This window comes from Pseudolabrys taiwanensis (assembly GCF_003367395.1).
GTDB classification, from domain to species: domain Bacteria; phylum Pseudomonadota; class Alphaproteobacteria; order Rhizobiales; family Xanthobacteraceae; genus Pseudolabrys; species Pseudolabrys taiwanensis.
The window spans coordinates 2,391,917-2,405,646 of the sequence record NZ_CP031417.1; the positions used below are offsets into that span (position 1 = coordinate 2,391,917).

The 13,730-nt window shown below is 65.8% G+C and carries 11 protein-coding genes and 1 pseudogene; 5 read left to right on the top strand and 7 right to left on the bottom strand.

Annotated elements, in window-relative coordinates; genetic code table 11:
- Positions 1-14 precede the first annotated feature (14 nt).
- The 7 genes and pseudogenes from selB to fdnG form a co-directional block, all read right to left on the bottom strand.
- Positions 15-1,847 (bottom strand): annotated as a pseudogene (gene selB / locus DW352_RS11500) (selenocysteine-specific translation elongation factor); the annotation flags it as partial.
- Positions 1,844-2,641 carry a tetratricopeptide repeat protein gene (locus DW352_RS11505; RefSeq protein ID WP_115691359.1) on the bottom strand — a complete coding sequence of 266 codons (798 nt, stop codon included), beginning with the start codon at positions 2,639-2,641 and terminating at the stop codon, positions 1,844-1,846. The gene DW352_RS11505 and the pseudogene selB, both read right to left, overlap by 4 nt.
- The gene (selA, locus tag DW352_RS11510) at positions 2,641-4,059 is read right to left on the bottom strand and encodes an L-seryl-tRNA(Sec) selenium transferase (protein ID WP_115691361.1); all 1,419 of its coding nucleotides are present in this window, start codon (positions 4,057-4,059) and stop codon (positions 2,641-2,643) included. The genes DW352_RS11505 and selA overlap by 1 nt, the downstream gene beginning before the upstream one ends.
- 8 nt (positions 4,060-4,067) lie before the next feature.
- On the bottom strand, positions 4,068-4,982 hold the full coding sequence (gene fdhE / locus DW352_RS11515) for a formate dehydrogenase accessory protein FdhE (RefSeq protein WP_115691363.1): 915 nt from the start codon (positions 4,980-4,982) through the stop codon (positions 4,068-4,070).
- A gap of 85 nt (positions 4,983-5,067) precedes the next feature.
- Positions 5,068-5,736, bottom strand: a complete 669-nt coding sequence (locus DW352_RS11520; RefSeq protein WP_115691365.1) for a formate dehydrogenase subunit gamma — start codon at positions 5,734-5,736, stop codon at positions 5,068-5,070.
- Positions 5,733-6,680, bottom strand: coding sequence for a formate dehydrogenase subunit beta (gene fdxH / locus DW352_RS11525; RefSeq protein ID WP_115691367.1), 948 nt, complete (start codon positions 6,678-6,680; stop codon positions 5,733-5,735). Before fdxH ends, DW352_RS11520 begins: the two co-directional genes overlap by 4 nt.
- 12 nt (positions 6,681-6,692) lie before the next feature.
- Positions 6,693-9,767, bottom strand: a complete 3,075-nt coding sequence (gene fdnG, locus DW352_RS11530) for a formate dehydrogenase-N subunit alpha (protein ID WP_115691368.1) — start codon at positions 9,765-9,767, stop codon at positions 6,693-6,695.
- Positions 9,768-10,209: 442 nt separating this feature from the next.
- On the opposite strand from fdnG, the gene DW352_RS11535 reads away from it, so the two are divergent.
- The 5 genes from DW352_RS11535 to DW352_RS11555 all read left to right on the top strand — a co-directional run bounded on the left by DW352_RS11535 (position 10,210) and on the right by DW352_RS11555 (position 13,724).
- Positions 10,210-10,746 (top strand): TlpA disulfide reductase family protein, encoded by a 537-nt coding sequence (locus tag DW352_RS11535; protein ID WP_115694370.1) that lies wholly within the window; start codon positions 10,210-10,212, stop codon positions 10,744-10,746.
- A complete protein-coding gene (locus DW352_RS11540; protein ID WP_115691370.1) occupies positions 10,733-11,833 on the top strand; it encodes a transglutaminase-like domain-containing protein in 1,101 nt (366 codons plus the stop codon). Before DW352_RS11535 ends, DW352_RS11540 begins: the two co-directional genes overlap by 14 nt.
- 120 nt (positions 11,834-11,953) lie before the next feature.
- Entirely contained in the window at positions 11,954-12,253 is a 300-nt protein-coding gene (locus DW352_RS11545) for a hypothetical protein (protein WP_115691372.1), read from the top strand.
- Between the two features lie 58 nt (positions 12,254-12,311).
- Positions 12,312-12,554, top strand: a complete 243-nt coding sequence (locus tag DW352_RS11550; RefSeq protein ID WP_115691374.1) for a sulfurtransferase TusA family protein — start codon at positions 12,312-12,314, stop codon at positions 12,552-12,554.
- 15 nt (positions 12,555-12,569) lie between these two features.
- On the top strand, positions 12,570-13,724 hold the full coding sequence (locus tag DW352_RS11555; protein ID WP_115694371.1) for a cysteine desulfurase family protein: 1,155 nt from the start codon (positions 12,570-12,572) through the stop codon (positions 13,722-13,724).
- Positions 13,725-13,730: the final 6 nt, after the last annotated feature.

Consider the following 13,730-nt stretch of genomic DNA (forward strand, 5'->3'; position numbering starts at 1 on the left):
AAGAATTCGAGAATCTGGATCGCGACCTTGCGGCCGTTGTCGACGCGGTCACGGAATTGCGCGGCGGTGAATTGACCGTCGGGCGCGGCGCCCGCGCAATCGACGATGATCTCCACCATCTCCGCGACCGTCGCGCGCAGAAAGAAATGGTCATGCGCGACTTCGTCGACCTTGCCCATCCGACCGACGAGCTTGAGCAAGCGGCGCACGTCCGGCTCGCGCACGTCGAGACTACAGGCAAGGTCGCGCACGCGCGGCGGCCGGAAGCGCTCGTCGCCGCCGATGAGCGGCGCAATGCGACGCCAGAGCGTTTCGTCCTCGGGCGTGAGCCGCACCTCATGGCCGGCGAGGCGCACCCAGGCGCCGTCGAGGGCGATCTCGCCCGCCTTGGCAAGCCCCTGAAGAAAAACGATGAATCCAGGCGCCGGCAGCCGTGGCGACAATTGCAGGCGCAAGGGTTCGAGGCCGATGCCGGGCAGGTCCGGATGATCGGCGTGAAAGTGCGTCAGCGTGTCGAGGAGCGCGCGCTTCAGCGACAACGCTCGCGCCGCCGACAACATCAGCATCGCCTGCGGCGCCGGCACGACCGTCGCCTGACTGGCTTCGATCAGCCGCGCCACATCGTCCTCGGCCAAAGCGCGGTCGCGCGCGAACGACGACAGGTCGACGTAATAAGGCGGCCGCTCCAACAAAGCGGCGAGCGCCGCCTGCGGGTCGGCAAGCGCATAGGCGGCGAGTTGCGCGAGACGTTCCGGGGTGCGGCGCTTGCGCGCGGGCGCACGCAGATCGAGAAACCTGCCGCCGCCGATGGTGCGCTGCGCCGTGGTGTCGCGCAGCACGAAGCGATCGCCGGCCGCCGCGGCGATCGGCTTCTCCAGCACAAGTTGCACCGGCGCCTCGGTGCCGGGCGCGATAGGCGCATCGCCGAGCAGCACGATGCGCGCGCCGACCTCGGCCGACGCATGATGCAGACGCGCCGGCATCCATTGCGTCACCGGCTTTGCCTCGCCGGGCAAAAGCTTGAACACCGCATCGATGCGATCCGTCGGCATGTGTAAGGCCGGATCGAGCACCATGGCGCCGCGCGTGATGGCATCCTTGGTGATGCCATCGCCGGCAAGATTGAGCGCGCAACGCTGACCGGCCAGCCCACGTTCGGTCGGCCGGTCCTGCGCGTGGATCGAGCGCACGCGCGCGTCGAGGCCGACGGGGCTGACGACCACCCGGTCGCCCACCGAGACGGCGCCGGACAAGACCGTACCGGTGACCACCGTGCCGGTACCGGGCAAGGTGAAGCAGCGATCGACCGCCAGCCGAAAGCGGCCTTGCGCGCTGTGCACATGGATCGTCTGCGAGGCCGCGAACAAGCGCTGCCGCAGATCGTCGACGCCCTCGCCTGTCACGGTCGATACCGGCAGGATATCGGCGGCGGCGAGCGTCGTGGTGCTGAGCGTCTGACGAATTTCCTCGACCACCGCCGCGCGGCGCTCGGGCGAAACGAGATCGGCCTTGGTCAGCGCCACGATGCCGCGCTCGATGCCGAGCAGATCGACGATCGCCAGATGTTCGCGCGTCTGCGGCATCACGCCATCATCGGCCGCGACAACCAGCAGCACGAAGTCGATACCGGTCGCGCCGGCCAGCATGTTCTGCACGAACTTCTCATGGCCCGGCACGTCGACGAAGCCAAGCACGGAGCCGTCGGGCGCCGGCAGATAGGCAAAGCCGAGATCGATGGAGATGCCGCGCGCCTTCTCTTCCTTGAGGCGGTCGGTATCGACGCCGGTGAGCGCGCGGACCAACGTGGTCTTGCCGTGATCGATATGGCCCGCGGTGCCGACGATCATGCGGAAGAGTCCTGCGCAGACTCCAACGGCAGCGCGGCGCGCCGCTCGGCTTCGGCCATATCGGCGGGCGATAAAGTCGCCCGCACCACATCGAAGAAGCGCGGCGCGAGCGGGCTGCCGCCGGCGCGGGCGCGCAGCAGCCAGGTCATCGCCGCCATGGCATCGCGCGCGACGCCCATACCGAGATGATACGCGGCGCCCAACATCGCTTGTGCGTCGGCATCGCCGCGCGTCGCGCCGCGTTGCCACCACTGCGCGGCCTGCGCGGCATCGCGTTCGACACCGAGGGCGTTGTGGAAGATCATGCCGAGCCGCGTCATCGCCGGCGCGATGCCCTGCGCCGCCGCAGCCTCGGCCCAGCGCCGCGCCTCGAGATAGTCCGGCGTGACAGCATCGCTTTCCAGCAGCATCCAGCTCAACATGTCCTGCGCCGGACCGTCGCCCTGCGCGGCGGCGGCGCGGTAGAGCGCCAGCGCCCGCGCGTTATCCTGCGCCACACCTTCGCCCTTGAAATAGAGCGAGGCGAGATTGCGCTGGCCGACCGAATCGCCGCCTTCGGCCGCGAGACCCAGCCAACGTTCGGCAAGTTTGGCATCGCGCGCGACGCCGAGGCCCTCCGAAAAGCAGGCGCCGATATTGTTGGCGGCGCGGGCAACGCCGGCATGCGCGAGCGGCGTCCAGATCGACAGCGCCGTCTCGTAATCGCCGCGATCGGCCGCGTCGTAGGCCGCTGCCATACGTTCGGCCACCGATGGCTCGGACTTCTTTTTCACGAGCGCATCGAAGAGGCCCATCAGGCGGCCTCCGGCACTTCTAGTGTCGTGAGATTGGCGATGAAGCCGTCGACATTGTCGAGGCAGCGCAGGTCGAGCAGCAGCGCGTCTTTCTCGATACGACCGACGACCGGCACCGGCAATTTGCGCAAGGTGTCGGACAGCGCATTGAGCCGACCGCCGCCGCTCTTGACCGGCGCGATGGCGACCGCGAGGCTGGGCAAGGTCTCGACCGGCAGCGCGCCGGAACCGACCTGGCTGCTGCACGGCGCGGTCGCGACGGAAAAGCCGGCGCCGAGCTTGTCGCGCAGCGCCGGCATGATGCGTTGCGCGACGGCCTGCATCTCCTCGATCGGCCGCGCCAGCAGCCGGTAGGTCGGCAGCGTCTGCGTCAGGCGGTCGGGATCGCGATAGAGGCGCAAGGTCGCCTCGACCATCGCCAAACGGATTTTGTCGACGCGCAAGGCGCGCTTCATCGGGTTCTTGTTGAGCTTCTCGATCAGCGCCTTGCGGCCGACGATGAAGCCGGTCTGCGGTCCGCCGAGCAGCTTGTCGCCGGAGAAGGTGACGAGATCGGCGCCTTCGGCGACCGCCTCGGCCACCGTCGGCTCGTGCTTGAGGCCGAAGCGCGCGAGATCGACCAAGGTACCGGAGCCGAGATCGTTGACGAGAGTCACTTTGTGCTCGTGCGCGAGCTTCGCCAGGTCGCGCGCGTCGACTTCCTTGGTGAATCCCTCGATGCGGTAGTTGGACGTATGCACCTTGAGAATGAGACCGGTGTCGGGACCGAGCGCGCCGACATAGTCCTTCATATGCGTGCGATTGGTGGTGCCGACTTCGTGCAGCTTGGCGCCGGCTCTGCTCATGATTTCCGGCATGCGGAAGGCACCACCGATCTCGATCAATTCGCCGCGCGACACGATCGCCTCGCGATCCCTGGCGAAGGTGTTGAGCGTCAGCAGCACCGCGGCCGCGTTGTTGTTGACGACGGTCGCATCCTCCGCGCCGGTGAGTTCGCACAGCAGGTCGCGCACCAGTTCGTCGCGCTCGCCGCGCCGGCCGCCGCCGAGATCGAATTCCAGCGCCACCGCGTTACGCATCGCGATCGTCGCGGCCGCCACGGCGGCTTCGGCGATCAGCGCGCGGCCAAGATTGGTGTGCAGCACCGTGCCGGTGAGGTTGAACACCGGCTTGAGGTTCGGCTGCGCCTCGTATTCCATCCGTGCGGTTGCGGCGCGCGCGAAAGCCTCGGCATCGCCCGGGGCTTCGCCCTTCGCGCGCGCATCGGCCAATGCGGCGCGGACCGCGTCCACCGTCATGCTGCGGCCGAAGCGCTCGACGGCCGCCGCAGCGACGGATGTGCGCAGCACCTCGTCGACCGACGGCAGCTTGCGCAGCGCGGCGGCTTTCGGCGCGGATTTGGCGGTGCGCTCATCCATCGCGCGCCTCAATAACCGAGCATGAAGGGATTGACCGCGCCGCGGCGGTAGCCCTTCTCGCGCACCAAAAGATCGAGCGCGAGGCTCGCGACGTCGTCGGCCACGGGATCGAGCGCGGGATTCTGCACCTGCTGCATGATCTTCACATAGCCGTGGCAGGTATCGCAGGTCTCGGCGCGGACCAGCTTGTCGCTCTCGACATGCTGGTAGCTGATGCCCTTGGTCGAGCCGCAGAGCGTGCATTTGATGCGCACGTAATTCCATTGCGTGGCGCAAAGCGAGCAGACGCAGAAACGCGAATTATGCGCGCCGGCCCAGCCGACCACGAGCGAGGCGATCGGCGGTCCGCCGCAAGAAGGACAGGCACCGTCGCCGACCGGCACCAGGCTCTTGCCGTCGAGCCGGGCCGCCTGACGCGCGAAATGCACCTGCAGCGCGGCGGCGACAAACAAATGATCGGCCAGCGCCTCGACCGGAATGGCATCGTCGAGCACGGCCCGCACCATGTCGGTGCGAAGCCCCGCATCGGCCGCGGTCGCGCGCTCGAGCGCCGCGCGCGCCTCGCCCGGCATGTCGATCGTGGCGGCGAGCGAGAACAGCCGGTCGAGCGTCGAGTCGAAGGCGGCGTCGGCGGTGAACTTGCCGCGGTCGAGCGGCGGCATGCCAAACTCGCGCGCTCGTGCGCGCGCGTCATCGGCCGGCATTTCCGGCTCGGCCAGACCTTCCTGCACATTGTGTTGGGCCGCGCTCAACGCCGCGAGGAAACGCAGGTAAGGCGCGAGCTGATGGCCCTCGGCCAGCGCAACCAGCCGGTGGGCTCGCGTCGCAAACAGCGCGGATGGATCGGGAAGGCGAACAAACGGCGGCTCTGCGATTTCCCCGATTGGGACGGGATCAGGCCGAGGCGCGCCGACGCTACTCATGAGTCACGAACCCTCCGGGTCACGTGGTTACTTGGTGTAGTCTACTGGGAACGGCAGCAGAGGGCCGCCGTTCCCCTTCGTCAAATCACTTCTTGCCGACCACCAGCTCGCGCAGCCATTTGCGGTGGTGGCGCCAGGCCCAGCCGCCCGTCACCTGCCCCTTGGTCATGGCGCCGATGGTGCCGCGCACCCAGATCGCCGCGTAAACATGGACGATCCAGACGCAGATGATCGCGATCGCGGCCAATGCGTGGACGAGCACCGCGATGCGCTTGGTCTCGATCGTCGAATAGGGAGCGAAGTACTGGTCCCAAATGAGGAAGCCGCTGACGATCAGCACGATGATCAGCAGCGACATGCTCCAGAACACCACCTTCTGACCGGCATTGTATTTGCCGACTTCGGGCAGCCGCTCCTCGTGGCCCCCGATGACGTCGCGCAGCCGCGCGAGCCAGGTCCCGTCCTCGGCCTTCCACAGATTGGCGTGCCAGAAACGGAAGAACAGGCCCAGGAAGCTGACGAACAGCACGACGCCGATCCACGGATGGATGGTTCGCGTCCACTGCCCGCCACCGAACAGCCCGGTAAGGAAGAACAGGCTCGGGTGGAACAGAGCCAGTCCCGATAGCGCCAAGAGCACCAGCGAAATGGCCGTGATCCAGTGGTTGACGCGCGCGCCGGCCGTATACCGGTCGACCGTCACCGGCTTGCCGGGATGGACCTGATCGCCCGACTCGACGTCATAGGCCGTCATGACTTGCTCCCGGTCAGCTTCTCGGCGTTCTCCTCGTCCTCCGGCGTGACGCGGTTAGCACCGGTCACGACATGGTGGACGAGACCGATCACGGCGAAAGCACCCATCGCCGCCAGACCCGCGTATTTGGTCACGCCCTTCCACAGCTCGACGATCGGGCTGATGCGCGGATTGTTCGGCAGGTTGGCGTAGATCTCCGGCTTGTCGGCGTGCTGCAGCACGTACATCACGTGCGTGCCGTCGACGCCCGGCGGATCGTAGAGGCCCGCATTGGCAAAGCCACGCGACTTCAGGTCCTTGATGCGGCCTTCGGCGTGCTGCTTCATCTCGTCCTTGGTGCCGAACACGATCGCATGTGTCGGGCAGGCATGGGCGCAGGCCGGACCCTGACCGACGGCGACGCGGTCCGAGCACAAGGTGCACTTGTAGGCCTTGTGGTCGACTTCGCTGATGCGCGGGATGTTGAAGGGGCAACCCTTCACGCAGTAGCCGCAGCCGATGCACTTGTCGTGGTCGAAGTCGACGATGCCGTTGGAGTACTGCACGATGGCGCCGGGCGCCGGGCAGGCCTTGAGACAGCCCGGGTCCTCGCAATGCATGCAGCCGTCCTTGCGGATCAGCCACTCGAGGTTCTTGCTCTCGGGGTTCACCCACTCGGTGTACCGCATGACCGTGAACATGTTCGGCGTCAGGTCCGGCGGGAAGTCGTAGGTCCCGACGTTCTCGCCCACCGGGATGCGCTTGTCGTTCCATTCCAGGCACGCCACCTGGCACGCCTTGCAGCCGATGCACTTCGACACGTCGATGAGCTTGGCCACTTCCGGCAGCTTGTTGGCCGCCGGCGTGATGTTCGAGGCCGAGCGCCGCACGAGATCGGCCTCGCTGAGACCGACCTTGATGTCCTTGGTCGGCGCGGGGGGAAGAACGAATTCGAAATTGGCCATCGCTCCCTCCCCTTATGCCACCGGCCCGGTGATGGGCTCGATATCGACCAGGAACGCCTTGTATTCCGGCGTCTCGATGTTGGCGTCACCGACATAGGGCGTGAGCGAGTTCGGACCGAAGCCCTTCTTGGTCTCGCCCATGAAGCCCCAGTGCAGCGGAATGCCGACCACATGCACGGTCTTGCCGTCGCAGATGAGCGGCTGGATGCGCTTGGTGACGACGGCCTTCGCCTTCACCGATCCGCGCTTCGACCACACCCTGACCCAGCCACCGCCCTTGATGTTCTTCTCCTTGGCCAGCTGTTCGCTGATCTCGACGAAGAACTCGGGCTGCATGGACGCATTCAATTGCGAATGCTTGGTCCAGAAGTGGAAGTGCTCGGTGAGCCGGTAGGAAGTCGCCGCGTAGGGGAACTCCTTGGCGTCGCCGAACTGCTCCATGTCGCCCTTGAACACACGGGCGGCCGGGTTGCCACGGACCTTCGGCGCCAACACGTTGGCGATCGGCGCTTCGAACGGCTCGTAGTGCGCCGGGAACGGTCCATCGCGCATCATGCCGCGGGTGAACAGCCGCGCGCTGCCCTCCGGATTCATGATGAACGGACCGACCTCGGTCGGCTTCATCGTCGGCCCGATGTCCGGCACGTCGTAGCCGGTCCACTTGGCGCCGTCCCACCACAACAGCTTGCGGCTGTCGTCCCACGGCTTGCCGTTGAGATCGGCCGACGCCCGGTTGTAGAGGATGCGGCGATTGACCGGCCATGACCACGACCAGTTGAGGTAAGCGCCGGTGCCATCCGGATCGGTGGTCGAGCGACGGGCCATCTGGTTGCCGGCTTCGGTGAAGCAGCCGGAGTAGATCCAGCAGCCGCAGGCGGTCGTGCCGTCGTCGCGGAGGGCGGCGAAGGACACGAGCTGCTTGCCTTTCTGCAGCACCAGCTTGGTCGGGTCGTTCGGGTCCGGCACGTCGGCGACGGCGGAGCCGTTGATCTCCTTCGCCAGCTCTTCCGGCGACGGCTCGCCCGGGTCCTTGTAGCGCCAGTCGAGCTTGAGGATCGGGTCGGCGAACGCACCGCCCTCCTTCTCGTACAGCGCCTTCAGACGCAGGAAGATCTGCGCCATGATCCAGGTGTCGTGCTTGGCTTCGCCCGGCGGCGTGCCGCCAGCCCAATGCCATTGCAGCCAGCGGCCGGAGTTGGTGAGTGAACCCTCGTCCTCGGCGAAGCACGTGGTCGGCAGTTCGATCACTTCCGTCTGGATCGAGGCCGAGTTCACGTCGTTGTATTCGCCGTGGTTCTGCCAGAACCGCGCCGTCTCCGTCTGCAACGGATCCATGACGACGAGGAACTTGAGCTTCGACAACGCCGCCGTCAGCTTCTTCCGGTTGGGGAAGGACAGCAGCGGGTTGAAGCCCTGGCAGAAGTAGCCGTTGACCTTGCCCTCGTGCATCAGTTCGAAGATGCGCAGCACGTCGTAGCTGGGCACGTCGAGCTTGGGCAGGTAGTCGTAGGCGAAGCTGTTGTCCGCCGTCGCGGCGTCGCCCCACATCGACTTCAAGAAGCTCACCATGAACTTCTTGTAGTTCTGCCAGTAGCTCATCTGGTTCGGCCGCAACGGCTTGAAGCCGCGCGTCGACATATAGATGTCGAAGGTCGGCTCCTTCTCCGTCGGGATCGTCAGATAGCCCGGGATCAGGTTGGACATGAGCCCGAGGTCGGTCAGCCCCTGGATGTTGGAGTGACCGCGCAAGGCATTCATGCCGCCGCCGCGCACGCCGATATTGCCCAGGATCAACTGGAGCATCGCCATGGCGCGGATGTTCTGCGAGCCCTTCGAGTGCTGCGTCCAGCCGAGCGCGTACATCGACGTCATCGTCTTGGTCGGCGTCGAGCACTCCGAGATCATCTGCGCCACCTTCAGGAACTTGTCCTTCGGCGTGCCGCAAATGCGCTCGACCATCTCGGGCGTGTAGACCGAGACGTGCTGCTTCAGCAGATTCCAGACGCTGCGCGGATGGTCGATGTCGGATTTGACATAACCGTCCTCGCCCAGTTCGTAGTCCCAGGTGGCGCGGTTGTAGTCGCGCCGGGTCTCGTCATAACCGGTGAACAGACCGTCCTGGTAGCCGAAGCCCTCCTTCACCACGTAAGTCGCGTTGGTGAAATTGCGGTTGTACTCCCACTGCACCTTGTCGTTCTGGATGCAGTAGTTGATGACGCCGAGCAGGAAAGCGATGTCCGTGCCCTGGCGGATCGGCGCGTAATAGTCGGCGACCGCGGCCGAGCGCGTGAAACGCGGATCGACGACGATCAGCTTGGCGCCACGGTTGGCTTTCGCCTCCGTGACCCACTTGAAGCCGCAAGGATGGGCTTCCGCCGCATTGCCACCCATGATGACAACGAGGTCGGTGTTCTTGATGTCCGTCCAAGAGTTAGTCATCGCACCGCGACCGAATGTTGGGGCCAGACTGGCCACCGTCGGTCCGTGTCAGACTCTCGCTTGGTTATCGAACGCCAGCATGCCGGTCGAGCGCACCACTTTGTAGGTGGCCCAGGCCGTCTCGTTGGTGGTCGCGGACGCAGCCAGGAAGCCCGTGGTCAGCCACCGGTTGACGGTGACGCCGTCGGCGTTCTTGGCAACGAAGTTCTTGTCCCGGTCGTCCTTCATCAGCCGCGCGATGCGGTCGAGGGCCTGATCCCAGGAGATGCGCTCGAACTTGTCCGAGCCCGGCTTGCGGACCTGCGGATAAAGCGTGCGCGTCTTGGCGTGGACGATGTCGAGAAGGCCGGCGCCCTTCGGGCACAAAGTGCCACGGTTGGTCGGGTGGTCCGGATCGCCTTCGATGTGGACGATGTCGGCCTTTTCGCCCTTCTTCAGATCGCCCTTGGAATACATGATGATTCCGCAGGCGACCGAGCAATAGGTGCAGGTGTTGCGGGTCTCGGTCAGGTTCGCAAGCTTCCAGGGTCGGATTGAGCTAGCGAAGGCTTCTTCAATATCTCCGAAGCCGAGCGCGCCGAGTGTCGTACCGGCAATACCCACGCTAGCGCCCTTCATAAACTGGCGCCGCGAGAGCTCCATATTCATCTAACTGCCCTCCTCTGAGAGCGTTTGCCCCCGCCGGGGGACGTTCAGCATGACGGCGACTCTTCCAGCCGCCGACGCGATGCGCATTATTCGCACATAACGAAAAAGTATTTTTGAATTAGAAAGATGTCAAACCACGGACCAAAATGTCACAGGAAGTTGTGGCCGGTCGGTATTGAATATCCGGGCGCTTCTTGTTCGAAATTGCCGCGAAATATATTGCACCGCGATATATGCCGGCTGGCGACGATAGGCATTCGCTATGCTGCGCCGCGCACAACTATGTGATCTGCTTTCTAGGTCCGCTGCAGCCTGTGCCGTTCGCTGGCGATTGACCGCAGAAGGCCAAGCGGCGCAGTATTAAGCAGTGGTCAAACACACGGCTCCCGAGGTTCGGGGCGAATTATCTTTCCGCCGGTCCGCCGCGTGCTTAAGCGCGGCCGTGTTGCTTGCTGTTGCCGCTTGTCCAGCCGGCGCAGCGGAGCTTGCACCCTGGACTGAAGCATCGCCCCCCGCCTTCACCCTGCCCAGCCTCGACGGCAACACCGTCGCACTGACGTCTCGTCCCGGCGAAACCGTGCTGGTGCATTTCTTTGCCACCTGGTGCGAGCCCTGCCGCGAGGAGCTTCCGGCCCTGGTACGTCTGGCCAAGCGCGGCGCTCCCGCCCTGAAGGTGATCGCCATCTCGGTCGCCGAGGTGGATTCGCGCGTGCAACGTTTCATCGAACCGATGGCCGTGGGCTTTCCGGTCCTGCTCGACCGGGACCGCGCGGTGGCGAAGGCATGGCACGTATCCTCGTTGCCGACGACCGTCGTGTTGGACGCCAGGCTCGCGCCCAAGCTCGTGGTCGAGGCGGACTATGCCTGGGACACCATCGATCCGCAGTTCTTGATCGCCCGCGCATCTCGAAACGACACCCAACAACCGCAACAGTCACTCACGCAAAACAGGGAGGGGCACGACAATGAACTTCGATAGGCGCACACTTTTGAAGGCCGGTGCAGCTGTTTCGCTGGCGGCGGGACTACCCCGGTTCGCGTCCGCGTCCGGTTTCAATCCGCAGCCCGGCGCGTGGCGGACGTTCGAGATCGTGACCAAGCTTGAAATCGCCAAGCCCGAGGGCAAGACGCAGGCCTGGGTGCCGGTCCCCGCGGTCAACGAGGCGGATTGGTTCAAATCGCTGGGCAGCGAATGGACCACCAATGGCACGGCGAGCCTGAAGCGGGAGGCGAAGTACGGCGCCGAATTCGTGCATGTGGAGTGGAAGGACGGCGAGGCCTCGCCGGTCATCCAGGTCGTCAGCAGGATGTCGACGCGCGACCGCGCCGCCGATCTCACGGGCAGCGGCAACGCGCCGGCGCTGTCGGACGCCGCGCGCAAGCACTACACCGAAGGCACCGAGCTGATCCCCACGGACGGCATCGTGAAGCAGACGGCCGAAAAGATTACCGCCGGCGCCAAGACCGACCTCGACAAGGCACGCGCGATTTACGAGTGGGTAGTCGATAACACCTTCCGCGACCCCAAGACGCGCGGCTGCGGCATCGGCGATATCGCCTCGATGCTCAAGACCGGCAACCTGTCCGGCAAATGCGCCGATCTGAACGCGCTTTATGTCGGACTGGCGCGCGCCAGCGGCCTGCCGGCGCGCGACGTCTATGGCATCCGCGTGGCGCCATCGAAGTTCGGCTACAAGAGCCTCGGCGCCGGCTCGGCGGTGATCACCAAGGCGCAGCATTGCCGCGCCGAGACCTTCATCGCCGGCATCGGCTGGATTGCCAGCGATCCTGCCGACGTGCGCAAGGTCGTGCTGGAAGAGCCGCCGGGCAACCTGGCCATCGACAACCCGAAGGTGGTCGACGCCCGCAAGGCCCTGCTCGGCGCCTGGGAGGGCAACTGGCTCGCCTATAACTTCGCGCACGATGTCGCGCTGCCGGGGTCGAGCGGGCCGAAGCTCGGCTTTTTGATGTATCCGCAGGCGGAATGCGGGCCGAACCGGCTCGACTGCCTGGATCCCGATACGTTCAAATATACCATCACGGCAAAGGAAGTGACGGCGGCGTGAGCAACGCGACGATCAACACGCGAACGCCGTTTCCCCGGCGTTCGCGCATGTCTGCCGTGCGAAGCGGAACTTTGCGATCGGCTCGGGCATTTCCCGTCATCCCATCCACGGGAGACGGACATGCGGTTTATTGTGATGGCAGCAGCGCTGTCTTTGGCGCTTTCGTCGGCCGCGTTGGCGCAGAACGCCTCCGGCGGTGGCGGCGATTCGCCGCAGAACAAAGGCTCGACCGGTTGGACCGGCGCGCATCCGGAGACCGGTGGCGCGACCGTCGAGCCGGGCAAGCCGAGCAGCGAAACGACGGGTCAAGGTGTCCAGATTCACGATCAGGACGCGGCGAAAACGCAGCCTTGGGTCGCCACTGGCGAAGACTTGAAAGGTCCTCCCGCCCAATTTCCTCCGAGCAAAACGCCGGAGTAGCGGCTTCCTCCCTTCCGCTCGCTAGGCGGCGCCGCGCCGCGCTCGCACAGGTGGCGCCATGAGCGCGCCTCCGCCCGCGGCGCTCGTCCTCGACATGCGCGGTCTCCGATGCCCGCAGCCGGTGCTGCGCGCGAAGAAGGCGTTGCGGAGCCTCTCGGAGGGAGAGAGCCTGGTGCTTGAATGCACCGACCCGCTGACGGTCATCGACGTTCCCCATTTCTGCAACCAGACCGGCCATCGCCTCGCCGCGCAGGAGCGCAAGGACGCGCTATACGTCTTTACGATCGTGAAGCGGGCTTGAGCCATGGGAGCGCCGATGCAGCCGGTCTACCTCGACAACAACGCCACGACGCCGATCGATCCGGACGTGCTCGAAGCGATGCTGCCTTATCTGCGCGAGCGCTTCGGCAATCCCTCTTCCGCCCATGCCCTCGGCGGACCGGCGCACGACGCGGTCGAACGCGCGCGAGAGGACGTCGCGGCGCTGATCGGCGCGTCGCCCGACGAGATCGTGTTTACGAGCGGCGGCACCGAAGCGAGTAACATGGCGATCCGCGGCGCCGCCGTCATAAATACTGCGCGGCGCGCGGTCGTCACGACGAACATCGAGCATCCGGCGACCGATGCCTGCTGCGCCTTGCTGGAACGCGCCGGCCATCCGATCCGTCGCTTGAAAGCGAGAGCCGATGGGCTCGTGGACACGGCTGAAGCGGCGTCGCTGCTCGGCGACGACACCGCGCTCGTCACCGTCATTCATGCGCAGAACGAGATCGGCACGCTACAGCCTGTCGCCGAGATCGCGCGACAGGCACATGCTTCGGGCGCGCTGGTCCATGTCGACACGGCGCAATCGGTCGGCAAAATACCGGTGCATGTCGACGCGCTCGGCGCTGACCTATTATCGATCGCCGCGCACAAGCTCTATGCGCCGAAAGGCATCGGCGTTCTTTATATGCGGCGCGGCGTTGCGCTGCCGCCGCTGCTGGTCGGCGCCGGCCAGGAACGCGGCCGCCGCCCGGGCACCGAAAACGTGCCTTATATCGTCGCCGTCGGCGAAGCCTGCCGGCGCGCCCGCTTGGCCCTGGCCGAGGCCGAACCGCGCATGCGCATGCTACGAGACCGCCTGCTCGCGCGGCTGCAGGAAGCCATCCCCGGCCTGATCCTGGTCGGCCATCCGACGGCGCGGCTGCCGAACACGCTGAACGTGCTGTTCCCCGGCGTATCGGGGCGGCAGTTGCTCGCCACCTGCCGCGGCGTGCTCGCGTCCAACGGCTCGGCCTGCCACGCCGACAGCGAGGAGCCATCGGCGATCCTGCTGGCGCTCGGCATTCCGCGCGAAGCCGCGCTCGGCACCGTGCGCCTCTCGGTCGGCCGCCATACGACGACCGAAGACATCGACACCGCCGCCACGTTGCTCGCCGCCGCGTGGCGCGACCTTTATCCCGCCAAGCGCGAGCGCGTGGCCAGCTGATCAAGG

Bases quoted from the DNA above. Each gene is read 5' to 3' on its own strand.
- DW352_RS11555 (WP_115694371.1), top strand. From the start codon at position 12,570: ATGCAGCCGGTCTACCTCGACAACAACGCCACGACGCCGATCGATCCG.
- DW352_RS11520 (WP_115691365.1), bottom strand. From the start codon at position 5,736: ATGACGGCCTATGACGTCGAGTCGGGCGATCAGGTCCATCCCGGCAAG.
- DW352_RS11540 (WP_115691370.1), top strand. From the start codon at position 10,733: ATGAACTTCGATAGGCGCACACTTTTGAAGGCCGGTGCAGCTGTTTCG.
- fdxH (WP_115691367.1), bottom strand. From the start codon at position 6,680: ATGGCCAATTTCGAATTCGTTCTTCCCCCCGCGCCGACCAAGGACATC.
- DW352_RS11505 (WP_115691359.1), bottom strand. From the start codon at position 2,641: ATGGGCCTCTTCGATGCGCTCGTGAAAAAGAAGTCCGAGCCATCGGTG.
- fdhE (WP_115691363.1), bottom strand. From the start codon at position 4,982: ATGAGTAGCGTCGGCGCGCCTCGGCCTGATCCCGTCCCAATCGGGGAA.
- selA (WP_115691361.1), bottom strand. From the start codon at position 4,059: ATGGATGAGCGCACCGCCAAATCCGCGCCGAAAGCCGCCGCGCTGCGC.
- DW352_RS11545 (WP_115691372.1), top strand. From the start codon at position 11,954: ATGCGGTTTATTGTGATGGCAGCAGCGCTGTCTTTGGCGCTTTCGTCG.
- DW352_RS11550 (WP_115691374.1), top strand. From the start codon at position 12,312: ATGAGCGCGCCTCCGCCCGCGGCGCTCGTCCTCGACATGCGCGGTCTC.